This is a genomic window from Actinomyces dentalis DSM 19115 (assembly GCF_000429225.1).
Lineage (GTDB): Bacteria > Actinomycetota > Actinomycetes > Actinomycetales > Actinomycetaceae > Actinomyces > Actinomyces dentalis.
In genome coordinates this window covers 1-23,574 of record NZ_AUBL01000054.1, presented here as the reverse complement: position 1 = coordinate 23,574, position 23,574 = coordinate 1, and the positions used below count along the sequence as shown (strand labels likewise).

17 protein-coding genes and 1 pseudogene are annotated in these 23,574 nt (G+C 74.2%); 5 read left to right on the top strand and 13 right to left on the bottom strand.

What is annotated here, in order from left to right; translation table 11 throughout:
• A pseudogene (locus tag G446_RS20395) lies at positions 1-696 on the top strand (hypothetical protein); the annotation flags it as partial.
• 193 nt (positions 697-889) lie between these two features.
• On the opposite strand, the gene G446_RS0111495 reads toward G446_RS20395, so the two are convergent.
• The 8 genes from G446_RS0111495 to G446_RS0111460 all read right to left on the bottom strand — a co-directional run bounded on the left by G446_RS0111495 (position 890) and on the right by G446_RS0111460 (position 12,848).
• Positions 890-2,212 (bottom strand): OmpA family protein, encoded by a 1,323-nt coding sequence (locus G446_RS0111495; RefSeq protein ID WP_026410252.1) that lies wholly within the window; start codon positions 2,210-2,212, stop codon positions 890-892.
• Positions 2,213-2,456: 244 nt separating this feature from the next.
• Complete coding sequence (locus tag G446_RS0111490) at positions 2,457-3,290, bottom strand: hypothetical protein (protein WP_026410251.1); 834 nt, start codon at positions 3,288-3,290, stop codon at positions 2,457-2,459.
• 222 nt (positions 3,291-3,512) lie between these two features.
• Positions 3,513-4,433 (bottom strand): sensor histidine kinase, encoded by a 921-nt coding sequence (locus G446_RS0111485; RefSeq protein WP_034470288.1) that lies wholly within the window; start codon positions 4,431-4,433, stop codon positions 3,513-3,515.
• A gap of 155 nt (positions 4,434-4,588) precedes the next feature.
• Positions 4,589-5,341: a response regulator transcription factor gene (locus G446_RS0111480; RefSeq protein WP_034470285.1), complete on the bottom strand. Its 753-nt coding sequence runs from the start codon at positions 5,339-5,341 to the stop codon at positions 4,589-4,591.
• A 28-nt stretch (positions 5,342-5,369) separates the two neighbouring features.
• The gene (locus tag G446_RS0111475; RefSeq protein WP_026410248.1) at positions 5,370-5,990 is read right to left on the bottom strand and encodes a DUF3060 domain-containing protein; all 621 of its coding nucleotides are present in this window, start codon (positions 5,988-5,990) and stop codon (positions 5,370-5,372) included.
• Between the two features lie 783 nt (positions 5,991-6,773).
• Positions 6,774-9,899, bottom strand: coding sequence for a type I DNA topoisomerase (gene topA, locus G446_RS0111470; RefSeq protein WP_026410247.1), 3,126 nt, complete (start codon positions 9,897-9,899; stop codon positions 6,774-6,776).
• Between the two features lie 212 nt (positions 9,900-10,111).
• Positions 10,112-11,434 (bottom strand): PAS domain-containing protein, encoded by a 1,323-nt coding sequence (locus G446_RS0111465; protein ID WP_026410246.1) that lies wholly within the window; start codon positions 11,432-11,434, stop codon positions 10,112-10,114.
• A 61-nt stretch (positions 11,435-11,495) separates the two neighbouring features.
• Complete coding sequence (locus tag G446_RS0111460) at positions 11,496-12,848, bottom strand: PAS domain-containing protein (protein ID WP_026410245.1); 1,353 nt, start codon at positions 12,846-12,848, stop codon at positions 11,496-11,498.
• 240 nt (positions 12,849-13,088) lie between these two features.
• Between G446_RS0111460 and G446_RS0111455 the strand changes: the two genes are divergently transcribed.
• Entirely contained in the window at positions 13,089-13,847 is a 759-nt protein-coding gene (locus G446_RS0111455) for a response regulator transcription factor (protein ID WP_026410244.1), read from the top strand.
• A 5-nt stretch (positions 13,848-13,852) separates the two neighbouring features.
• Positions 13,853-15,643 (top strand): sensor histidine kinase, encoded by a 1,791-nt coding sequence (locus tag G446_RS0111450; protein WP_026410243.1) that lies wholly within the window; start codon positions 13,853-13,855, stop codon positions 15,641-15,643.
• Positions 15,644-15,752: 109 nt separating this feature from the next.
• Here G446_RS0111450 and G446_RS21355 read toward each other — a convergent pair whose 3' ends face one another.
• The gene (locus G446_RS21355; protein WP_034470283.1) at positions 15,753-18,173 is read right to left on the bottom strand and encodes a glycoside hydrolase family 3 protein; all 2,421 of its coding nucleotides are present in this window, start codon (positions 18,171-18,173) and stop codon (positions 15,753-15,755) included.
• Between the two features lie 298 nt (positions 18,174-18,471).
• Here G446_RS21355 and G446_RS0111440 point away from each other — a divergent pair, with 298 nt between their 5' ends.
• Positions 18,472-18,792, top strand: a complete 321-nt coding sequence (locus G446_RS0111440; RefSeq protein ID WP_026410242.1) for a hypothetical protein — start codon at positions 18,472-18,474, stop codon at positions 18,790-18,792.
• Here G446_RS0111440 and G446_RS0111435 read toward each other — a convergent pair.
• The 4 genes from G446_RS0111435 to G446_RS20390 form a co-directional block, all read right to left on the bottom strand.
• The gene (locus G446_RS0111435; protein WP_084779202.1) at positions 18,699-19,670 is read right to left on the bottom strand and encodes a phosphatase PAP2 family protein; all 972 of its coding nucleotides are present in this window, start codon (positions 19,668-19,670) and stop codon (positions 18,699-18,701) included. The two genes, G446_RS0111440 and G446_RS0111435, sit on opposite strands and share 94 nt — an antisense overlap.
• On the bottom strand, positions 19,667-21,352 hold the full coding sequence (locus G446_RS0111430; RefSeq protein ID WP_026410240.1) for a DUF7059 domain-containing protein: 1,686 nt from the start codon (positions 21,350-21,352) through the stop codon (positions 19,667-19,669). Before G446_RS0111430 ends, G446_RS0111435 begins: the two co-directional genes overlap by 4 nt.
• A gap of 135 nt (positions 21,353-21,487) precedes the next feature.
• Positions 21,488-22,000: a PH domain-containing protein gene (locus G446_RS0111425; RefSeq protein ID WP_026410239.1), complete on the bottom strand. Its 513-nt coding sequence runs from the start codon at positions 21,998-22,000 to the stop codon at positions 21,488-21,490.
• Positions 22,001-22,205: 205 nt separating this feature from the next.
• Positions 22,206-22,955 carry an HAD family hydrolase gene (locus G446_RS20390; protein WP_169721289.1) on the bottom strand — a complete coding sequence of 250 codons (750 nt, stop codon included), beginning with the start codon at positions 22,953-22,955 and terminating at the stop codon, positions 22,206-22,208.
• Between the two features lie 390 nt (positions 22,956-23,345).
• On the opposite strand from G446_RS20390, the gene G446_RS20385 reads away from it, so the two are divergent.
• Positions 23,346-23,574, top strand: a 229-nt coding sequence (locus tag G446_RS20385) for a transposase (RefSeq protein ID WP_211228293.1), incomplete at its 3' end; no start/stop codon positions are given.

Below are 23,574 nucleotides of genomic sequence, written 5' to 3'. Positions count from 1 at the left end.
ACCGGCACCACCAGGACGCAGGTCCAGTCCCCCGGCCGGCCGGACACCGGGACCCCGCGCACCGGCGGCGCAGACGGCGACGGGGCCGCCACCGCATCCGCCGACGGCGCCGACGGCGGTGCCGCGGGGCTCTGCTACCTGGGCGAAGTGGGCCTCAGGGAGTTGTACTCCCTCTCATGCCTCTTCGCCCCCGCCGCACCCGACCCCGGCGGCGGCGCAGGAGGGGAGCCCCCGACCACGGTGACCATCACCGCCACCGACGCCGCCGCCCTCCTGGTCGACGGATCCGGCCTGCACCGCCAGCCCCCCGGACCCCAGGCCCTGATCACCCTCGACGTCATCGCCTACACCAGCCCCGACACCCGCACCATCACCACCACCGTCGCCAACACCCCCGTCACCGTCACCGCCACCCCCACCGCCTACGCCTTCGACTGGGGCGACGGCACCACCACGACCACCACCGACCCCGGAGCCCCCTACCCCCACCACACCATCGCCCACCGCTACCAGCGCACCGCCACCGCCGTCACCATCACCCTGACCACCACCTGGACCGCCACCCTCACCCCCGACGGAGGCTCACCCCGACCCGTCCAGGGCACCATCACCACCACCGAGACCACCCCGCCCTTCGACATCGTGCGCACCATCACCTACCTCACCGACGACGCCGAAGAAGCCCAAGGACACTGACCAGACACATCCGACAGCGAAAGGCCGCAGCATAACCAAACCTCTACAAAGCCCAGGACGATCCAGCCGGCGGCGTGGTGGTCACGACGGTCGTCTGCGCGTCCCCGCCCCCGGGGGCGGGGACGCGCAGGGCGGTGGTGTCGACGCCGAGGCGGGCGGCAGTCCGGAAGGCCGCGGCCCGGAGGGCGCCGACTCAGAAGACGGGGATGAAGATCTCCACGCGGCGGTTGAGCTGGCGACCGGCCGGGTTGTCCGAGCCGTCCGAGTTCTCATTGGGCGCCACGGGCCTGGTCTCGCCGAAGCCGGTCGCGTCCAGGCTCGTCGACACGCCGTTGGCCTTGAGCGCCTCGACCACCGCCTGGGCCCGCTGCTCGGACAGGGTCTGGTTGAAGGCGTCGTCGGAGACCGAGTCGGTGTGGCCGTAGATGTGCGCCGTCGGCGCCCCGGCCTCCTTGAGCAGCACCGACAGCTCCGAGATGGTCTCGGCGGAGTCCGCGCGCACCTGGAAGGACCCGAAGTCGAACAGCAGCCCGTCCTCCAACGTGATGACGGTTCCGCAGGACTCGATCGGCCGAATGGCGTCGAGAGTGGGGAAGTTCCCCAGGGGCTTGACCGGGGGCAGGGGATCGGCCTTGACCGTGCGCAGCTCGCCGTCGTCGATCTTGATATAAGCCTCGCCGCGGCCGTCATTCCTGACGTACAGGCCCGTCCGGGAATTGGTGTAGTTCCCCGACCCGTCGCCGTTATTGGCGATGGTGATCTCATTGTCACGGTAGGTGCCCGATCCGTCGCCGTTATTGGCGATGGCCTCACCGGTGCGCGAGTTGTTGTAGGTGCCCGACCCATCCCCATTGATGGCGACGGTGATCACATCGTCGCGGTACGTGCCCGACCCGTCGCCGTTGACAGCGATCGTGGTCTTGCTGTCGCGGTAGGTGCCGGACCCGTCGCCATTGTTGGTGATGGTGACCTCGCCATTGCGGTAGGTGCCGGACCCGTCGCCGTTATTGGCGATGGACTCACCGGTGTGCGAGTTATCGTAGGTGCCCGAGCCGTCGCCGTTGTTGGTCACAGAGGATCCGTCACCCCCCACGACGGTGGACCCGCCGTTGAAAACGCCGTTCTGGTCGCAGCGGGCCGGGGAGACGGTGATGCCCGGGCGGGAGGCGAGCTTCCTGGTCAGGTCCGGGGTGAAGACGCCGGTCGACGCCGTCAGGAGGGACAGGTCGGGCAGGGCGAACAGCGGCACCGGCGGGATCTGCCCCTCCGCGTAGCCGGGCACGGCGTACTTGCTGTCGGTGGTGGGGGTCGCGGTGGCGGTCCCGCTCGGAGCCGCGGTGGCGCCCCCGCTCGGGGCCGGCGTCTCCGATTGCGCGGCCGAGGCCGGGGCGGGCGCCGAGGCCGGGGCTCCGGCGGTGTCGGCGCCGCCCGAGCAGGCGGTCACGGCGAGGGAGAGGACGACGGCGAGGGCCAGGACCGGGCGGAGGCGCTGGGACCGGGAATGGGGATGCTGCATGGTTGTTCACCTTTGACGGTCGGTTTCATTCGGCGTCGCGCCATCGCGGGACGACGACGCCGATCGGGTCGGGCGGATGCGGGAGTCGGGCGGTGCTTAAGGTCGGGTCGGACGGGAGGCGCGGGGCCGGGTGAAATGGGTATCGGGATCGTGCGGATGTGGGAGGCGCGGGGCCGGGTGAGTGCAGTATCGGGCCCGGCGGGCCCCGGCGCAGCCGGCCCCGGACCGGAGCGTCGGGCGCCGGTCAGTCGCGGTGGGGGACGACGTCGGTATTGGCCCCGGAGTCGCGCACGACGGGGGCGACGCTGCCTCCCCATTCGACCGTGGCGTTGCCGGCCTCGGAGTCGACCGTCACGGTGTTCACGGAGCAGACGTAAACCTTGGCGTTGGCGCCGTCGATGACGAGGTTGTCGACGCGGTTCACGTAGACGGTCGTGTTCGACCCCGAGACGGTGAGCGTCGTCAGGTCGTCCTGGATCCGGATGGCCTTGTTGACCTGGTCGATCCGGTAGGTGTCGGAGTCGGCGGAGACGAGGGTGGCGGAGGAGGCCATCTCATCGAGCCAGGAGCAGTCCGACGCCGCCGCGCCCGAGCCGGCGCCCCCGCCCGAACCCGCGCCAGCGCGACCGCTCGAACCGCCCGAACCGGCGGTGGCGGAATCGCGCGGGCCGGTCGTGGGCATGATCCCCGCACCGGGCGCCGAGCCCGGCCCGGAGGCGCCGGCCGTGGGCGCCTCGGACTGCGGGGCGCCGGCCGAGGGCGCACCGGTCCCGGTGGCCTCGACCCTGATCGAGACGTCCCCGGTGGCCTCGGCGGTGGCGATCCGGGAGCCGCCCGCGGGCGCGGTGGTGGCGGAATCGCTGGCGGACAGGCTCACCTCGCACGCGCTCACGCCCGCCAGGCCGAGGACGGCCAGGAGGGCGACGCCGGTGCGCAGCGCACGGGCGGTGCGGGTACTACGGGCAGTACGGGCGGCGGCATAGGCGGCGCGGGCGGCGCGGGCGGCGCGGGCGGCGCCAGCGACATCGGCGACGCTATCGGTGCGGGCGGCGCGGGCGGCGCGAATCTTCAGTGCCATGGGAGTTCTCCATCATCGGGTCGGGCCGGGCAGGCTTGGGCCGGCTTGGGCCGGGTCGGGCTGGCTTGGGGTCGGATCGGCTTGGGCCGGGTCGGTCACGGGGTTCATTCGCAGGGCTTTGCGAATCGTCGGAGCCGGTCGCCGTCGTCCCCGACGGCCCAGCTCCTCGCACTCGAAACCTATATCCGCCCCCGTCGCAGCCCCGTCGCCCCGGTGTCGCAATCATGCGACAGGCCCGCCGTCGGGCGGCCCGGCCACGGGCAGCGCGAGCCAGACCCGGGTGCCCACGCCCTCGCGGGAGGCCATGCGCACCGTCCCGCCGTGGCGCTGGGCGATGGTGCGCACCAGCGACAGCCCCAGCCCCGAGCCCGGCAGGCCCTGGGCGTTGGCGGCCCGCCCGAGCTCGCGGAAGACGAGCTCGCGATCCGCCTCGGGCACGCCGATGCCGGTGTCGGCCACCTCGATCGTCACCACCCCGTGCTCCTCGCGCCCGCGCACCTCGACGACGCCGCCGGGCGGGGTGTACTTGGCCGCATTGGACACGACGTTGTAGACGGCCGAGTAGAGCAGGTCGCCGTCGCCGCGCACATGGGGCAGGGGCCAGGGCACCCGGGGCAGGTCGAGGCGCAGCCGCACCGCCGCGCCGCGCCCGGCCGCCTCCTCCACCACGGCGTCGACGGCGTCGGTCACCGTCTCGGCGAGGTCGACGTCCTCCAGGGCCAGGGACGCCGTCTCCAACTCGGCGAGCTTGCGCAGGTCGGTGAGCAGGCGGCTCATGCGCCGCGACTGGGCGTCGACGACCTCCAGATTGACGACGACGCCCGGCGGGGCCCCCGGCGAGGCGTCGGCGACGGCGGCGCGCACCGCCGTCAGGGGGTTCTTGAGCTCGTGGTCCAGGCGCCGCAGGAACTGGCGGTGCCGGGTCCGGGCCGCCTCCTCGCTGCGGGCGCGGGCCAGGCGGGCGTCCCGCACCCCCCGCGCCCGCACCGCCGCCACGAGGGCGGCCGCGCCCAGGACCAGCCCGCCGGCCTGCGCGGTCACGAGCCACAGGGGCGCCCGCACGAGCAGCTCGATGTTGCCGGCGCCCAGGCGCAGGCCCAGGACGACGACGGCCAGGAGCCCGACGGCAACGAGCCAGGCCATCAGGGGGCGAAGCCGCCCCGCCCCGCCCGGGCGGGCCTCCCCGCTGCCGCCGCGACTGCCTACGACCCCGCCCCCCGCTCCGCCCGGGCGGGCCTCCGGGCGGTCCGGGCCCGCCCCCGGGGCCCGCTCCGCCCGGGCGGGGCGGCGCCGTCGGCTCATGCGTGGACCTGCGCGCGGAACCGGTAGCCGACCGAGGGGACGGTCTCGATGTAGACCGGCTCGGAGGCGTTGTCGCCCAGGGCCCGGCGGATCTCGCGGATGCGGTGGTCGACGGCGCGCGTGGAGGAGGCGAAGTCGATGCCCCACAGGGCCGACAGGAGGGCGTCACGGGTGTGGAGCTCGCCGGGGTGGCTCATGAGGTAGTCCAGGAGCGTGACCGCCTTGGGCGTCAGGTTCAGTTCGCGCCCGGCCAGCTCGACGCGGCGGCTGGCGCGCTCCAGGACGAGGTCGCCGGCCACCAGGCGCGCCGCCGCCGTCAGCGGCTGGCTCATCCCGCGGGTGCGGCGCAGGACCGCGCGGATGCGTGAGGCCAACTCGGCCGGGTCGAAGGGCTTGGACAGGTAGTCGTCGGCGCCGTCGTCCAGGGCGGAGACGCGCTCGTAGGAGGCGTCGAGCTGGGTGAGCATGATGATCGGCGTCCAGGTCCCGCCGGCCCTGAGCCGGCGCACGAGCTCGCGCCCGTCCATGCGGGGCATGAGCACGTCGGTGACGACGATGTCGACGTCGTAGGCGCCCAGCAGGTCGAGCGCCTCGACGCCGTCGCCGGCCAGGAGGACGCGGTGGCCGCTGCGCTCCAGGTAGGGGCCCAGCGAATTGCGGATGGGGGCCTCGTCGTCGACCAGCAGGACCGTGGCCGACGACGAGGCCGGTGATGGGACCGACGACGAGGCCGGTGCGGCGGGCCGCATCACGGGCGGACCGCCGGATTCACCGATGTCACTGGGTGAGCCTTCCGGTGGTGTTGTTGGCGCCGAGGTCCTGGATGTCGGGGTCGTCCCCGAGCCAGTGGACGGTGACGTTGGAGCCCTGGATCTGGAGGTGGTCGATGTCGCGGGCGTAGACCGTGACGTCCGATCCCTGGATGATGAGGGTGTCCACGTCATCGGCGGCGATGGTGTTCTCGGCGCCCTGGACCGTGAGCATGTCGAGGTCGCCGACCAGGTTGAGGGTCGTCCCCGAGCCCTGGACGGCATAGCTGCCGAAGACCGTCTGGCGCTCCCCCTTGTCGAGGATCTCCTTCCAGGCCGCGTTGGTGATGGGGGCGTCCTCGGCGTCGTCATCGTCGTCGCCGTCGTGGTCGCCGGAGCCGGTGGGGCTGCCGGTGGGGTTGTTGGAGCCGGTCGAGCCGGTGGCGCCGCCTGCGGTGCTGCCAGTGCTGCCGGTGTTGCCGGTGCCGGTCGAGCCCTGGGCGCCGGTGGAGCCGGCGTCCGAGCCCTGGGCCTGAGAGGCCTTTGGCGAAGCGGAGCCAGCGTCGTTGACGGACAACGAGCAGGCGCCCAGCGACAGGGACAGGGCCACGGTGGCAGCGCCGGCGAGAACGATCTTGGAAAGGCGCATGGCGAGTTCCTCTCAGGAATCAGTGGATGGGTTGTATGGTGTACACATTACCGGCTTGTTATCCCGAGACTGTCGCCGAACTGTCGCAGGTTCGCGACCGCAGCGATCCCGCAGGAGCCTCACCGGTGAGCGGGGAGCCGTCGGCCGCTTTCCCCACTTCACGCAGGGGCGGTCACCGCCGTCGCCGCCCGACCCGCCGTCGCCGCCCGACCCGCCGTCGCCGCCCGACCCGCCGATCCCGCCGCACCCGGAGGCGACTCGGGCAGACCGTCACGGCCGGCCCCCGCGCCCCACCGCCCTCAACGGCTCCGCGCATCACACCGGGACACGCACCCGGACGCCTCCGCAACAACCCTCCGGACGAGGAGGACCCGCCCGAGCAGACCGCCACCACGACCTTCACGCCCCACGCCTTCAAAACCACCCCTGAACAACCTTCCCGGAAAAAGGTGGCTCCCGCGTATCTTTAAAGCCCCAGCCCCTCAGTCGCGGATCGCAAAACGGCGGAATGACGCCGATCCCGTCAGGTTCGACCGGAGTGAGCGGCCTTAAAGATACGCGGGAGCCACCTTTTCGCGGCACCGCACCCCGGACCGCGGTGCACTCCGTCGGACGGACCGCTCGGGCGGACCTCGCCGCGGTCAACGTCCTGAAGACGAGGGCCCCTGGAGGCCCCGGAGCTCCGTCACGGACGGAGGGCCCACAAGGTTCGCCGCGCCAGACGCTCGTGGACGTTTGGGACCACATCACGGACGGAGAGTATGGCGGGCCCGGCCGCCCCCGTCAGGACGGCTTCTCGGCCGCGGCCTTGGTCGCCCTGCCCGCGGCCTTCGGCCTCCCGGGCGTCGCCTTGGCCGACTTCTCCGCCGCGGCCGTGGTCTTCTTGGCCGTCGCCTTGGCCGTCTTGGCCGACGTCCTGGTCGTCTTAGTCGTCTTGGCCGTCTTCTTGCGGGTCGTGCGCTTCTTGACGGGGCCCTTGGCGCGCTTCTCCGCCAGCAGCTCGTAGGCGCGCTCGGGAGTCACCGTCGCCGGGTCGTCGCCGCGGCGCAGCGTCACATTCGTGACGCCGTCGGTGAAGTAGGGGCCGAAGCGCCCGTCCTTGATGACCACCGGTCGCCCGGACTCCGGGTCCGTCCCCAGTTCGCGCAGCGGCCCGCGCGCGGCCGCCTGGCCGCGGCGCCGCTTGGGCTGCGCGAAGAGCTCCAGGGCCTTATCCAGCGTCACCGTGAACAGCTCCTCCTCGCTGTCCAGGGAGCGCGAGTCCGTGCCCTTCTTCAGGTAGGGCCCGTAGCGGCCGTTGTGGGCGGTGATGTCCACGCCCTCGGCGTCGCGGCCCACCACGCGCGGCAGGCTCAGCAGGTCGAGGGCCTGGTCCAGGGTCACCGTCGACAGGTCCATGCTCTTGAACAGGGAGGCCGTACGGGGCTTGGGGGCGGCCGCCTTCCGCGCCCCGCGCCTCTTCGCCCCGGTCGTTCCGGTCGCCCCGGTCGACTTGGTCCGCCCGGTCGACCCGGCGCCCTGCGCGTCCCGTGCCGGAGTCCCCGCACCGTCCTCCGCCGCGGGCTCGGGCAGGACCTCGGTGACATAGGGCCCGTAGCGCCCGTCCTTGGCGACGATCGTGTGCCCCGTCGCCGGGTCGGTCCCCAGCTCGCGGCCGTCGTCGGCGGCCCGGGCGAATAGTTCGCGCGCCCTGGCCACGGTCAGCTCGTCGGGGGCGACGTCGGAGGGCACGTTGGCGCGCTTGCCCTCCGCATCCTCCAGGTAGGGCCCGTAACGGCCCACGCGCAGGGTGATGCCCTCGCCGATCTCTATGGAATTGATGGCGCGGGCGTCGATCTCGCCCAGGTTCTCCACCATGGCCTTCAGACCCTGCTCGGCCTCGGCGGCGACCACGTCGTCGGCCGCGAGAGCGCCGGTCGAGCGCGCCCGGTCCCCGAAGTAGAAGCGGGTGAGCCAGGCGACCCGGTCCTCCCGCCCGGCGGCGATGCGGTCGAGGTCGGCCTCCATGGAGGCGGTGAAGTCGTAGTCGACCAGTTCGGTGAAATTCTCCTCCAGCAGCCGGGTGACCGCGAAGGCCAGCCAGGTCGGCACGAGGGCCTGGCCGCGGTGGTCGACGTAGCCGCGGTCGGCGATGGTGGACATGATGGACGCGTAGGTCGAGGGCCGGCCGATCTCGCGCTCCTCCAGCGCCTTGACCAGGGAGGCCTCGGTGTAGCGCGGCGGCGGGGTGGTCTCGTGGCCGGCGGCCTCGGCGCCCAGGGCGGCGAGCTCCTCGCCGGCGCTCATCGCCGGAAGGCGCGCGTCCCCGCCGTCCCGCCCCTGCTCCCGCCCGCCGGACTCGGACTCGTAGCGCTCGGCGTCGCGCCCCTCCTCGTAGGCGGCGAGGAACCCGCGGAAGGTGATGACGGTGCCCGACGCCGTGAAGTCGGCCGTGGAGAAGGCCGGGGCCGCGTCGGCGTCCCGGGTGGCGGCACCCCGGGCGTCGGCGCGCTGCGCCCCCGCACTCCGGCCGGTTCCGGCGCCGGCCCCGGCCAGCGGCACCTCCACGTGGACGGTGGCGGTGGAGCCGACGGCGTCGGCCATCTGCGAGGCGACCGTGCGCTTCCAGATGAGCTCGTAGAGGCGGAACTGGGATCCGGTCAGGGAGCCAGCGACCTGCGCCGGAGTGCGGAAATGATCCCCGGCGGGGCGGATCGCCTCGTGCGCCTCCTGGGCGTTCTTGGTCTTCGTGGCGTAGACGCGCGGCTTGGCGGGCACGTACTCGGCCCCGTAGAGCTCGGCCGCCTGGGCGCGGGCGGCCGCCACGGCCTGCCCGGACAGCACCGTGGAGTCGGTGCGCATATAGGTGATGAAGCCGTTCTCGTACAGGCCCTGGGCCACCCGCATGGTCTCGCGCGGGTTCATGCGCAGCTTGCGGGAGGCCTCCTGCTGGAGGGTGGAGGTGGTGAAGGGCGCGGCCGGACGACGCCGGTAGGGCTTGTCCTCCACGCCGCTCACCCGCGGGCGCGAGCGCATGACGGCGTCGGCCACCGCCCTCGCCCCGGCCTCGTGCAGGTGGACGACGGCGGCCTTGACGGCGGCCGGGCGCAGCACGCCGGCGTCGGTGAAGTCCCGGCCGGTGGCCACCCGGCGCCCGTCGAGGGAGGTCAGGCGGGCGGTGAAGGGCGTCCCGGCGGCCCCGTCGGGTCCTGCGGCCCCGGCAGGTCCGGCAACGGCGTCGGCCCCGGCGACGCCGTCCGCCGCATCCGCCCCGGCGGCCCCGGCCCCGTCGACGCCGGCGGCGAGCCGGGCCTCGACCCCCCAGTAGCCGGCGGTCACGAAGGCCATGCGCTCGCGCTCGCGCTCGACCACCAGCCGCGTGGCCACGGACTGCACCCGCCCGGCGGACAGGCCGGCGCGGACCTTGCGCCACAGCACCGGGCTGATCTCGTAGCCGACGAGCCGGTCGAGGATGCGGCGGGTCTCCTGGGCGTCGACGCGATCGGTGTCGATGTCGCGGGTGGCGCCCAGGGCCCGGGTGACGGCCTCCTTGGTGATCTCCGTGAAGGTCATCCGGCGAACCGGCACGGTGGGCTTGAGGACCTCCTTGAGGTGCCAGGCGATGGCCTCGCCCTCCCGGTCGTCGTCGGTGGCCAGGTAGAGCTCGTCGGCGTTCTTCAGGGCCCGCTTCAGCTGGGCGACGGTCTTCCTCTTGTCCGGGTTGATGACGTAGTAGGGCTTGAAGCCGTCCTCGACGTCGACGGCGAACTTGCCGTACGGCCCCTTCTTCTGCGCGGCGGGCAACTCGGAGGGCTGGGCGAGGTCGCGGATGTGCCCGACGGAGGCCTCGACGTCGAAATCGGGTCCGAGGTAGCCCGCGATGGACCGGACCTTGTTGGGGGACTCGACGATAACGAGCTTGGTGGACACGGCTGCCTTCCTCGGGTGTGGGTCCGACGGCGTGGACGCGGCGACGCGCGGGTCGGGGGCACGCAGACTGTAACCCACACCGGCCGCCGCCGCGGCCATTCCCGCCGGCCGCACGGGCGGATCGGGCGGGAGGACGGGCCGGCCCGCGGGCGGATCGACCCGCGGGCCGGCCGGTCAGCCGGCCGTGAACCGCAGCCGGCCGGGCCCGCGGATCAGCTGATCTCGACGAGCAGGGCGCGCAGGCGCTCCAGGCGCTGGGAGATGATCTCCTCGTCGAAGGGCAGGTGCAGCCCGCGGCACTCGGCCGCCAGGGAGGCCAGGTCCCGCACCTCGGGGGTGCCCCGCTCGGCCAGGGCCCGGGCCTCGGCCAGGACCTCGGCGGAGACCCTGCCGCCGCCGTCGCGGTCCACCCACCGGCGCAGGCGGATGACGGCGCGGTCGAGGGCCGGCGTGACCTCGCGCAGCTCGGAGTCCATGGCGGCCACCCCCTGCTCGACCTCCTTGCACAGCGGGCCGAGCCGGGCGAAGCCCGCGTCCAGGGCCGCGCACAGGTCGTTCATGGAGCCGACGGGCTCCTCCTCGCTGCCGTCCAGGACGGAGCGGGCGAAGCGCCCCACCATGAGGGTGAGCAGGCGCATGAGGGCCACGGTGAAGCGCAGCTCCAGCACCAGCTCCTGCAGGCCGGACATGCGCTCGGGCAGGCCCCGCAGCGCCGGGGTGACCTTCTCGGAGACCTCGATGATCTGGTAGGCCATCGCATCGGCCTTGTCCGCCATCTTGAGCTCGCGCCCGCCCACCAGGCGCGCGTAGGACTCGGTGCGGCCCGCGACGTCGAGCATGACCCCCTTGGCGGCGGCCAGGGAGGTGAGCAGACGCAGGTACTCCTCGAGCTGGAACACCAGGAGGTTGGTCTCCCTCTCGATCTGCCCGGCGATCGTGAGGATCTGGGTGACCGGGCCCTCCACGGCGGGCGGGGCGGGCACCCGCACCCCGGCGGAGACCAGCGCGGAGACCTCGTGGGGCAGGGTCTCCAGGGTCATGGCGTGCAGACTGTCGAATCCCAGCGCGTCGAGCTCGCGGGTCAGCTCCTCGGCGCCCAGCTCGCCGACCCGCCTGCGCGAGGAGCCGCGCGCGGCGAATTCGCGCTCGCGGGAGCGGACCCGCCGGTAAACGGCCTGCACGGCCTCCTGCGTCCGGGTGTTCATCGGCTTGGTGCGCACCGACAGATAGCCGCCGGGGATGGGCACGATGGTGGCGAAGACCCGGTAGTCCAGGCCGTCGGCGGCGCGGTTGATCACGTAGGCGCACACGGGCAGGCCCGCCTGAAGATCGTCCCACATGAGCTTGAAGACGCCGGCCGGCATGTCGAGGTGCCGGATGATGTTGTGGGGCGAGCGCATCAGCCTCTCGCGCGTGTACCTCGACAGCGAGTCGAAGGTGCGGTTCGACCGCTGAATGACCCCCTTCGCGTCCGTGGTCGAGAAGAAGATGTCATCGGGGTCGAAGAACCGCTCGTAGCCGATTTGCGACTCCACCTCATACGCTCCTGACTACCTCGTGAGGACTAGCGAAACACACCAAACCGCCAGCCGTCAGTTATACCAGATCGCCAATGGCGTCGGCCACCGCCGCCATCGTGCCCTGCATCGCATCCGAGTTGTAAGAGAAGTCCAAGCCACGGCAGCGCGCGGCCAGGGTCGCCAGGGCCGACATCTCGGGGAACCCGGCCTCGGACAGGCGCTCCGCCTCGCCGAGCAGGGCCAGGACGTCGCCCTCGACACCCTCGCGCAGCGAGGCGTGCTCGTCCTGCAGGGCCCGCAGCCAGCGGTCGAAGGGACGGCGGGTCCGGTCCAGGTCGGAGACGACCGAGCGCATGAGCTCGTCGAGCTCGTCGCTGCGGGTCACAATCGCGTTGCAAACCGGGCCGATGTCCGCCAGGTCCTCCGCCAGGGCGTGGCTCAGCTCGGTCATGGCCCGCGGCACGTCGTCCTCGGTGCCGTCGACGACGGCGGCCGCGTAGATGCCCAGCACGAGGGTGTGCAGGCGCATGAGCGAGGCGCGGAAGCTCAGCTGCGCGACGGCGGACACGAGCGCGCCCACCGTGGAGGTCAGCCCCCCGAGCTGCTCGACGGCGCGGGCCGTGCGCTCCGAGACCCGCTCGGACACGTCGGGGACCGAGGACTCGGCGTCCTGGCTGTCGAACATGGCGACCAGCTCGCCCGTGCGCCGGGCCCGCCGGATGATGGCGGGGGACTGCTCCATCCAGCCGCCCAGGCCCGCGAGCAGCTCGCGGTAGCCGCCGACCTGGCCCACGAGGGTGTCGGAGTCGTGCTCGATGGTGCGCGCCAGCTCGAGGATGCGGTCGGCGGCGTCGTCGGACCTCTCGCGCACGGGCACCCGCACGCCGGCGCGCAGGAGGAGCTGGGCCTCCTGCGGCAGGGCGGCCCGCCCGAAGGCGGACAGGCTCCCGTAGCCGAGGGTCTCGAGCTCGGCCAGGAGCGCCTGCGCGCCCCTCTCGGCGACCTTGCGCCTGGGCAGGCCCTGCGCGATGCACTCGCGCTCGATGGCGCGCACCCGCTGGTAGATCTCGCGGACGGTGGCGAAGGCGTCCTGGTCCAGCGGCTTGGTGCGCACCGAGACGTAGCCGTCCTCGACGGCGGTCACGGTGGCGAAGACCCAGTAGTCCAGGCCGTCGCCCGCCCTGTTGAGGACGTAGGTGCACACGGGCAGGCCGGCCTCGAGGTCGTCCCACATGAGCTTGAAGACGCCGGCGGGCATGTCGTCGTGGCGGATGATGTTGTGAGGGGCGCCTATCATCTCCTCGCGCGGATGGCGCGCGAGGGTGATGAAGGTGTTGTTCGCCCCACGGATGACACCCTTGGTGTCGGTGGTCGAGAAGAAGACGTCGTCGACGTCGAAGAGGCGCTCGTCGCCCTGAATGGTCTCCATGCGGTATCCGGACGGGTAGTAGGGATGGGTTGGGTCAGACCTAAGACTGGCCGAGGCGCCGCGCCCGGCGCATGTCGAAATTGGCCGGGAAGGACACAATTCGATTACAAGTGCGGCATCTCATAGCCAAGGCCTCACGCGCACAGTGTAGGGGTCCGGGCGGCGCGGTGGGGCCGGAGCGGCGAAACCGTCCGCGGACGCACAGCGCAGTCACAGGCAGTCCGTGTTCAATCCGGACCCATGAGCACCTCCTCCACCGAGACCCTGACGCGCCCCGACGGGTCCCCCGTCCGGGTCCTCGTCGTCGACGACGAGCAGATGCTGGCAGACCTCCTCGCCTCGGCGCTGCGCTACGAGGGCTGGGAGGTCACCACCGCCGGCACCGGCATCGCCGCCGTGCGGATCGCCCGGGAGATCGAGCCCGACGTCGTCGTGCTCGACATCATGCTGCCCGACTTCGACGGCCTGGAGGTCATGCGCCGCATCCACGGCCGCCGGCCGTCCGTGCCCGTGCTGTTCCTCACCGCCAAGGACGCGGTCGAGGACCGCGTGGCCGGACTGACCGCCGGCGGCGACGACTACGTGACCAAGCCCTTCTCCCTGGAGGAGGTCGTGGCCCGACTGCGGGCCCTGCTGCGCCGCTCCGGGGCCGGCGCCGAGCGGGAGGACCACATCCTGAGCGTCGGGGACCTGACCATGGACGAGGACTCCCACGAGGTGTGGCGCGGCGAGGACTCGATCCACCTGACCGCCACGGAGTTCGAGCTGCTGCGCTACCTCATGCGCAACCCGCGCCGCGTCCTGTCCAAGCCCCAGATCCTGGACCGGGTGTGGAACTACGACTTCGGCGGCCAGGCCAATATCGTCGAGCTCTACATCTCCTACCTGCGCCGCAAGATCGACAAGGGCCGCGAGCCCATGATCCACACCATGCGCGGCGTCGGGTACGTCCTCAAACCCGTGGAGCCGCACCGCCCCGCCCCCCAGCAGGGCGCCTGAGCGCCGTGCCCGCCCGCTTCGATCCGGCGGTCCGACGGCGCAGCCTGCGCGCCCGGCTGGTCGCGGGGGTCCTCGGCCTGGTCCTCATCACCTCCGCCCTCGTGGGCGCCTTCTCCACCCTCGCGCTGCGCCACACCCTCATGGAGCGCCTCGACGAGAAGCTGGTCGCCGCCTCCGATCGCGCCGCCGCCCGCCGTCACGAGGCCGCCGGCAAGAGCGCCGGCGACGACAACTGCAGGGCGGACCGGTCCGACGACCCCGGCGGGGCGGACAAGCCCGACCGCCCCGTGCCCGCGGGGCTGGACGCCCCCGGGCAGTCCACCGGCACCCTGACCATCATCTCCTCCGGCGCCGCCGGCTCCCCGGCCGTCGCGGCCGGCTACATCGATTCGGGCGGCCTCTACCAGAGCCTGTCCGAGGCGGAGACGCGGGCGCTGCTGTCCCTGGAGCCCACCGGCGAGCCCGTGACCGTGACCATCTCCTCCCTCGGCGACTACCGGGTCGTGGCGAGCAGGGACTCCAAGAGCGGGGACCTCGTCGTGACGGGCCTGTCCATGGCCGGCGACAACGCCCTCGTGCGCACCCAGCTGCTCATCGAGATCATGATCGCGCTCCTGGGCGCCACCGCCGCCGCCCTGGCCGGGCGGGCGATGGTCCGCTCCTCGCTGGCGCCCCTGGAACGGGTCGCCGCCACCGCCGAGCGCGTCGCCTCCCAGCCCCTGGCCAGCGGCGAGGTGCGGATCCGCGAGCGCGTGGCGGACGCCGACCTGGACTCCTCCCAGGAGGTCGGCCAGGTGGGCGCGGCCCTCAACACACTGCTGGGGCATGTCGAGGAGGCCCTGTCCGCCCGCCAGCGCAGCGAGACGCAGGTGCGCCAGTTCGTGGCCGACGCCTCCCACGAGTTGCGCACGCCGCTGGCCTCGATCCGCGGTTACACCGAGCTCATTGCCCGGGAGGGCGCGGGCGCCGCCCTGCCCGAGGAGGCCACGCACGCCCTGGAGCGGGTCCACTCCGAGTCGGTGCGCATGACCGGCCTCGTGGAGGACCTGCTGCTGCTGGCGCGTCTGGACGCGGGGCGCGAGCTGCGCCGCGGGGAGGTCGATCTGCTGGGCGTTCTCCTGGACACGGTCGCCGACGCCCGCGCCGCCGGCCCGGACCACGTCTGGGAGCTGGACCTGTCGGCGCTGGGCTCGCCCGACGGCGAGGGCGGCGCGGAGGACGACGACGGTGCGGAGGACGACGATGGCGCGGAGGACGACGACGGTGCGGAGGGCGCCGACGGCGGGGACGGAGCGGACGACGCGGGCGGCGAGCCCCCGCTCGTGGTGGGCGACGAGGCGCGACTGCGCCAGGTCCTGGTCAACCTCCTGGCCAACGCCCGCGTCCACACGCCGCCCGGCACGCGCGTGACCACCCGGATCTTGCGCGGCCCGGGCGCGGCGGGCGGACCAGGCGCGGGCGCGGCGGACCCGGGCGCGACGCCGGCCGTCGACCCGGCTGCGGGCGGGGCCCCGGCGGCGCCGTCGGACGCGGCGGGGACCTGGGTCATCACCATCGGCGACGACGGGCCGGGCATCGACCCGGCCGTGCGCGACCGCATCTTCGAGCGCTTCGCCCGCGCGGACGCCTCGCGCGAGCGCCGCACGGGCTCGACGGGACTGGGGATGAGCATCGCCCTGGCCATTGTGACGGCCCACCGCGGCGCGCTCACGGTGGACTCGGTGAGGGCCGGGGACGACCCGGCCAGCCCGCAGGCCCACGGCACGACCTTCACCGTCACCCTGCCCGCCTCCTGACCGGCCCGCGCGGCCGGGGCGGACCCGCCGCCCGAGCCGGGCCTGCGGACCCGGGCCCGCCCCGGCCGGAGCGGCGCGCGGGCGGCCGGACCCGGGGCCGGCCCGGCCCTCAGGCCCGCGCCCGGTCGGCGAGGAAGCGCAGGACGTGCAGCGCGACGGCCTGCATCTCCCCCAGGGTGATCCCGTCCTCGGCCCGGTAGGAGTCCATGATGGCGTCGTCGCGGGTGGTCGAGAAGTGCGCGTCCCCGCCGGGCATGAGCACGTCGACCCCGGCGCGCACCCGGTAGGCGCTGTCGCGCAGGGCCGGGAAGTCGGGGTCGGGGGCCATGCGCATCCACCAGTCGGTGATGACCAGGCCCTCGTAGCCCCACTCGCCGCGCGCGATGGTGGTGACCAGGTCGTAGTGGTAGTGCCCCCACACGCCGTTGATCTTGTTGTAGGAGGTCATGATCACCTGCGGGGCCGCCGTGGTCACCACGATCTCGAAGCCGCGCAGGTAGATCTCCCGCAGCGCCCGCTCGGACACGCGCGAGTCGGCGAAGATCCGGTTGGTCTCCTGGTTGTTGGCGGCGAAGTGCTTGGGGCAGGCGGCCCGGCCCGTGGACTGCACCCCGGTCACGACCGCTGAGGCCAGCGAGCCGGTCAGGAGGGGGTCCTCGGAGAAGTACTCGAAGTTGCGCCCGCACAGGGGGTCGCGGTGGATGTTCATGCCGGGGCTGAGGAGGACCTCCGAGCCCAGCGCCGCCATCTCCCGCCCGTGCAGGGCGGCCATGGCCCGCACGGCGCCGGGGTCCCAGGTGGAGGCCAGCGCCGTGCCGCACGGCAGGAGGGAGGCGGTGGCGGTCAGGCGGATGCCGGAGGGGCCGTCGGTGGTGATGGCGGGCGGGACGCCCAGGGAGCGCAGGCGCTCGGTGACGCCGCCGAAGGCGCCGGCGTTGCCGGGGGCGCCCAGCGGGGAGTCCATCTCGATGTCGCCGTAGGCCAGGGCGGCCAGGTCGCCGGGCTCCAGGAGGGCGACGAAGTCCTCCAGGCCCATCGTCCCGTCCAGGACCGACGCGAAGGAGGGGGCCGCGCCGTCGGCGGTGCCGGCGGGGGCGGGCAGGGCCGCGGGCAGGCGCGACAGGATCCGCTCGCGCAGGTCCACCTCGCTGACGGGCACGGGCTCCCACCCGACGGCGCCCGCGCCGTCGGGCCCCGTCCGGCGGGTCATCCGCTGGAAGGGGTGGTCGGGACTGGGGGCGGCGGCCTGCTCGAGGCGGCGCAGGACGCGGGTGTCGGCGATCTCGACGGCGCCGATCGGCCGGGCGGAGCGGACGTCGGCGCCCAGGTGGAAGGTGTAGGTCCCCGCGGGCAGCACCCAGGCGAAGCGGTGGCCGGTGGCCCCGGAGTCGTCGTAGGAGGCCAGGTCGCGCCAGGGCACGTCGAGTTCGACCGTCTGGGCGGCGCCGGGCTCCAGGGCCTCGGTGCGGGCGAAGGCGACGAGCTCGCGGGCGGGCTGGCTCAGGGCGCCGTCGGGCTTGGAGACGTAGAGCTGGACGACGGCGGAGCCGGGCCGCCCGCCGGTGTTGCGGACGCCGGCCCGCACGCTCACGCCGTCGTCGCCGGCGGTCGGGGCCCCGCCGGTGATCTCGTGGGTGGTGTAGCCCAGGCCGAACCCGAAGGGGTGGAGGACGGCGTCGGGGGCGAAGGTCTCGAAGTAGCGGTAGCCGACGAAGACGTCCTCGACGTAGTCGTTGGCCTGCGGGTCGCCGAAGTGGCCGGCGGAGGGGTAGTCCTCGTAGCGGCGGGCGATCGTGTCGGGCAGGCGGCCGCCGGGCTCGTCGGCGCCGGCCAGGATGCGGGCGACGGCGCGCCCGCCCTCCATGCCGCCGCACCAGGCCAGCAGAAGGGCGTCCACGCCCAGCTCCTCGGCCCAGGACAGGTCGATGACATTGCCGGTCACGACCACGGCGACGGTGCGCTCGAAGGCCCCGGCGGCGGCCTCCAGGAGGGCGCGCTCGTCGTCGGTGAGGTAGTAGGAGCCCGGTTCGAGGGCGGACTCGCGGTCCTCCCCGGCGGCCCGCCCGATGACGACGACGGCGGTGGCCGCGCGGGCCGCGGCGGCGGCGATGGCGTCGCGCAGCCCCTCGTCCAGCGGCATCTCGGGGAAGCTCAGGGGCCAGCGGCCCCACTCGGTGCCGGGGTCGACGGGGTTGGCCTCGCACCAGGCCTCGGTCAGGGCGGCGAGGGTGGCGTCGACGGCGACGCCACCCTCCCGCAGGGAGTCGAGGAGGTTGGTGACGTACGGGGGGTTGACGTCGCCGCCGGAGCCGTAGCCGACGGCGATCCAGTCCTTCTGGACCCGGCCCAGCACGGCGACGGGCGCGGCGGGGTCCAGGGGGAGTGCGTCGTGCTCGTTGCGCAGCAGGACGGTGCCGCGCACCGCCAGGCGTCGGGCGGCGTCGGCGAGGTCGGGGTCGAGGCGGGGGGCGTCGGCGGGCTCGCCCGCGGGCGCCGCGGAAAGCGACTGGGAGAGGAGCTCATCGGTCATGTGGCCAGGGTAGCGATGAAACCGTGACCGGAACCACGATTCGACCGGACGATCCGCCGGGGTCCGATCGGGCCGCCGGGCCCGCCCCGACCGGGCCGGGGCTTGCGGCCCATCCCGGCCGGGCCGGGGCTTGCGGCCCGGCCGGCCGCCCCGGGACCGCCGCGGCGGGCCGGACCCGCCCTGACCGGGCCGGACCCGCGGGTCCGGCCCAGAACCCCCGCGGCGGCGTCGGCCGCGCCACAGCCCGGCCACAGTCGCCGCCGGAGCCCGCCACAGCGGCCCCCGGTGGACTCGGCCCATGACGACTCCGCACCCGCCCCGGCCCCGCCGCACCGATCCGCGCCTCCTGCGCGCCACCGCCCCCGACGCCGCGGCCGGCCTGGCCGCCGGCGCGCTCGCCCTCGCCCTGACCCGCGCCGTCGCCCCGACCGGCGCCGAGGCCCTCGGAACGACCGTCTTCGTCGTGGTCTGCCTGGCCGGGGCGGTCCTGACCCGCGCCGTCCGCCGCTGGTGGGCGGGGCCGCCTCAGCGCCGCCCGGAGCCGACCGAGGTCAGCGCCGCGATCGCCGCCATGGACAGGCAGGCGACGGCGAGCGTGCCCGCCGAGCCCGCCGCGTAGGCGAGGAAGGTGTCGGTGCGGCCCGCCAGCTCGGCGGCGTCGCGCCACGTGCGCACCTCCAGGCCCGCGCCGACGAGCGCGCACACGACTCCGAGGAGGGCCAGCGAGCCCAGGCCGGTGAGCCGGACGGGCTCCAGCCCCCCGTCGACGTCCCTCCTCCAGGCGCCGCAGGCGATGGCCGCGCAGCCCCAGGCGGCCGCCAGCAGGATCGCGGCGATGACGTCGCCGGGGCGGTGCCACTGGTTGACGAGCGTCGAATAGCCCATGGCGGCGGTGAACAGCGCCCCCACCCACGCGGACAACGAGCGCCAGCGCGGCCCCGCCACCAGGATGAGGGCGACCGCGGCGGAGGCCGCCAGGGCCGTGTGGCCCGACGGGAGGGTGTTGCCGCCGTCGGAGCGCTGGGACAGGCCGTAGTCGGGCCGCGCCAGCGCCCAGTACTTGAGCACCTGGGCGCTGGCGTTGGTCGCCACCACCGCCGCCGCGGCCCACACGCCGCGGCGGCGACTGCCCCGCCACAGGCCCACCACCAGGATGAGCAGGACCAGCGCCACCGCCGCCGGCAGGGAGACCACGTGCAGCAGCGTGCGGGCCTGGGCGGAGACGAAGCGGGAGCCGATGCGCGAGCCCACCAGCGCCGCGTGCTCCATGAGCTGGCCGGTCTCGGTGAAGACGAACAGGTACCAGATCAGGGCCACCGCGGCGAAGCCGACGACGGCGAGCAGGCCGCCGAGCAGGCGCTGCCGGCGCCGCCGGGCGACCCGTCGGCGCCGCGAGCCGAGCCGGGCCAGCCGGGACTCCCCGGGGGCGGGGGCGTCCCCGTCCCCGGCGGGCGCCGGGCGGCGCGGCGGGGGCGAGTCGGGGCGCGCGGACGTCATAGATCCACGAACCCCTCGGCCGCGAGCGACCTGGTCGCCGCCACCATCCGCGCGCGCAGGGCCGCCTCGTCCGCCCCCGTCAGGGCGGCGACGGCGGTGGCGATCTGGGCGACCGAGAGCTCGCCGTCGGCCACCCCGACCAGGGCCGCCAGGGCCGCGTCCGCCTCGACGACGCGTCCGAAGCCCCCGCCCTGGCGGATGAGGATGACGTCGGGCTCGCTCGCGCCCGGGCACAGGTGGCGCTCCTCGGTGACGTCGGGGGCCGTGACGGGGCGCAGCCCGGCCACGGCGTCGTCGTCCATGGCGGCCAGGCCGCTGCGCACCTCCAGGCAGCGGGCCACGTGCTCGCCCAGCGGGCCGGCGGGGCGCGTCGCGACCTTCTCCAGGACGCGCCAGGGCGCGCGGGGCGCGCCGTCGGAGTCGGGGTCGGGGCGGTGGACGATGAGGTAGCCCAGGCCGACGCCCTCGACGCCGCGGGCCTCGAAGTCGGCGATCCAGGCCTCCAGGGCCGCCTCGAAGCGGGGCAGGTCGCGCTCGGGGGCGAGCCCGCCGTCGCGCAGCCACAGGGCGGCGTACTCGACCGGGTCCTGCGCCTCGCGCTCGACGACCCAGGCGTCCAGGTCGTCGGGCACCCAGCCGGCCACGTCCCGGCGCCAGTCCCGGCCGCGGCGGTGCTCCCAATTGCCGAGCATGACGGCGGCGGCGCCGACGCCCAGGTGCTCGCCCAGGCCCGCGACGAGGCCGGGCAGGACGGGGCGGCCGGCGTCGCGGTACTCCATGAGGGGCAGGCCCGCTTCGCGCACGGCCGGGGGCGTGAGGACGAAGGGCGGGTTGGTGACGATCAGGTCGAAGCGGCGGCCGGCGACGGGCTCCAGGAGGGAGCCCGCCAGGAGCTCCAGGCGGTCGGGGCCGACGGCGGCCAGGGCGGCGTTGAAGGCGGTGAAGGCCAGGGCGCGCTCGGAGACGTCGGTGGCGGTCACGCGGTCGGCGTGGCGCAGCAGGTAGAGGGTCTGGATGCCGCAGCCGCATCCCAGGTCGAGGGCGGCGGCGACGGGGCGGCGGGGGGTCAGGGCGGCCAGGGCCAGGCCGGCGCCGCCGATGCCCAGGACGTGGTCGGGGGCCAGGGGGGCGCCGGTGGCGAGCTCGCCGAGGTCGGAGGCGATCCACCAGCGGACGTCGCCGGTCTCGTCGCGGGCCTCGTGGGGGCGCAGGTCGACCAGGGCGCGCACGCGGGGGGCGGCGCCGGCGCCAGCGTCGGGGGCGGGCTCGACCAGCCCCATGGCCAGGGCCCCGCGGGTGCGGGTGCGGCGCAGGGCGGAGTCGAGCTCGGCGACGGAGACGGTCTGGCCGAGCATGAACAGGGCGGTGAGGACGGCCGTGGGGTTGGGGGCGGCGCCAGCGGCGCGGTCCTCGTCGAGCGCCCGGCGCAGGGCGCGCAGGGCCGGCAGGCGGATCTCGCGGCGCAGGGCGGCGTCGGCCGCGTCCCCCAGGAGGTGGTGCACCGAGTCGACGCCCCAGCCGGTGGCCTCCAGGTCCCGGCGCAGGGCGGCCGCCTGCTCGGCGGTGGCGCGGGGCGCGGGCGGGGAGGCGGGCGTCGTCGTCCCGGGGACGTCCCGGAGGGCGTCCGGGGAGGTGTCCCGACCTGTCGGGCAGGCGGCGGGGGCGGCGAAGCGGGCGGTCATGACGTCGACGGTACTCGGCCGGGGCGGCCGGGCGGTCAAGGCGTGGCGCCGAGGGGGCCGGAGGTGGGTGGTTGCACACCGGGGACGGCGTCGAACCGCCCGCCCCGCCCGGCCGCGGCGCGGCATGCGGCCGTCTCAGTCGTCGGGATCGGCGTCGACGGCGCCCTGGACGTCGTTGAACAGCAGGTTGGAGATCTCCACCTGGACCATCTCGACCTTGGGGACGTCCTCCAGCAGGAGCGGGTCGTTCGAGCTGGTCTGCAGGCTGAGCGTGCCGGCGCCGAAGATGCGGTCCGTGATCGAGGAGTCGTGCTGGACGTCGCTGATGCGGCTCAGCGGCAGGTCGTGGCCCACCTTGTTGAAGATGCCCGAGCGGGTGATGATCCGCTTGGAGGTCACCGTGTAGGTCTTCGTCGACCAGCGCAGCCAGGGGATCAGGAACAGCGGGAAGCTGATCACCAGGATCACCGCCCAGACCGCCAGGTGCACCCACGCCCCCCAGTCCCCGGGCGCCATGACGCTGGCCACGATGCCGACGGCGAGCAGGAGTATCTCCAACAGGATCCGCCACAGGAGGACCTTGGGGTGGGTGTGCATGTGACGGACGATGACCTCATCACGGCTGAGGAGCTTCTTGGACAGTGCCATGGCGCCATGGTGCCATGTCCGCGCCCGCCCCGGGGAGGCCGTAGGTGGTGAGCAGTGCCCGCCCGGCATAGGGCCATGTCCGCACGGCCCGGGCGCCTCTCCCCGGGGCCGGGGCGGGCGGGGGCCAGCGACCGAGCCCCGCGCTCAGGACAGGCCATACGTCGCCCTCGGCACCACGCAGCTCGCCCTGCCCGCGTCCCCGCGCTCAGGACAGGCCGATCCGCGCCAGGGTGTCCACCCACGGCACATCGCGGACCGGCGCCGACGGCGAACGGCGCAGGTGGACGCAGACCAGGCCGGCCCCGGTGGCGCCGTCGATGTCGGACCAGGCCTCGTCGCCGATCATGAGGGTCTGCGGCTCCGCGGCCCCCAGTCGGGCGCAGGCGGCGCGGAAGACGGCGGGGTCGGGCTTGGTCGCGCCCAGCTGCTTGGAGGCCAGGACGGGCCAGCCCTCCACCAGGGCGCCGACCGCGTCGAGCTTGTCCCGCTGCTGCGCCTCGTCCCCGTTGGTGAGGTAGGCGACGGCGCGGGTGCGGCCGGTGTCGGCGCGAGTCCGGTTGCCACCGGCGTCGGGCCCCTGCCAGGCGCGCAGGCGCGCCAGGAAGTCGGGCACGTCGTCGTAGGCCCTCCACAGGCTGCGGTAGATGGAGCGGTAGGCGGCCATGTGGGCGTCGGCCTCGGCGTCGGAGATGTCGGCGCCGCCGGGGACGAAGTCGCGGATCCGGGCGCGCAGCTGCTCGTCGAAGTCGAGCTCGCCGTGCTGGTAGCGGGTGAAGTGCTTCCGGTCGAGGGCCTCCCAGCGCTCGGCGGTCTCCTGCGGGCCGAGCTCCCAGCCGAGCAGGGCGCGGGCCCACTGCCAGGAGGCGGCGTCGGCGGCGGAGCGGTGGTCGACGAGGACTCCGTCGATGTCGAGCAGGATGGCGCGGACGGAGGCGGGGACGGTGAAGTCGGGCACGGGTCCAGTGTGCCCGGGGGCGATGGCGGCGCGCGGGCGGCGCACCGGCGCCGCATGGGCGCCCGTGCGGGCGGATCCGGCCGGTCCCGGCAGGATCCTGACCGGATCCCGGCAGGAGCACCGGTTTTCCGCCGGGCAGCCGGGGCGCGCCGAGCGGATCCGGCGGGGCGCCGTCGGCCCGACGATGTCAAAAGGTGGCTCCCGCGTGACTTTACCCCTCCGCCCCGGGGCAGCGGATCGCAGAAATGGCGCAATGACGCCGATTCCGGGGGTGCGTCTCTTAGTGTGGTGGCAATTCCCGCGGGGCTTCCGCCCGGGGTCGTCGGCACGGGTGGGGGCATCGTGGGAGCCCCAGTTCTTCGACCAAGATTCACAAGGAGTGCACCCACGATGCCCAGTCACCAGTCTGCCGTGTCCACGCTGATCCGGGAAGTCCTGGCCGACCCCGATCTTGCTCACGACGAGGTCTTCCGGCGCCTGCTCCAGGCCGGGTTGCAGGACCTGGTCGACGCCGAGGCCGCCGCCGTGATCGGCGCGCAGCGCTACGAGCGCACGCCGGAGCGCACCAACAGGCGCAACGGCAAGCGCCTCAAGACGGTGGCCACCACCGCCGGGGAGG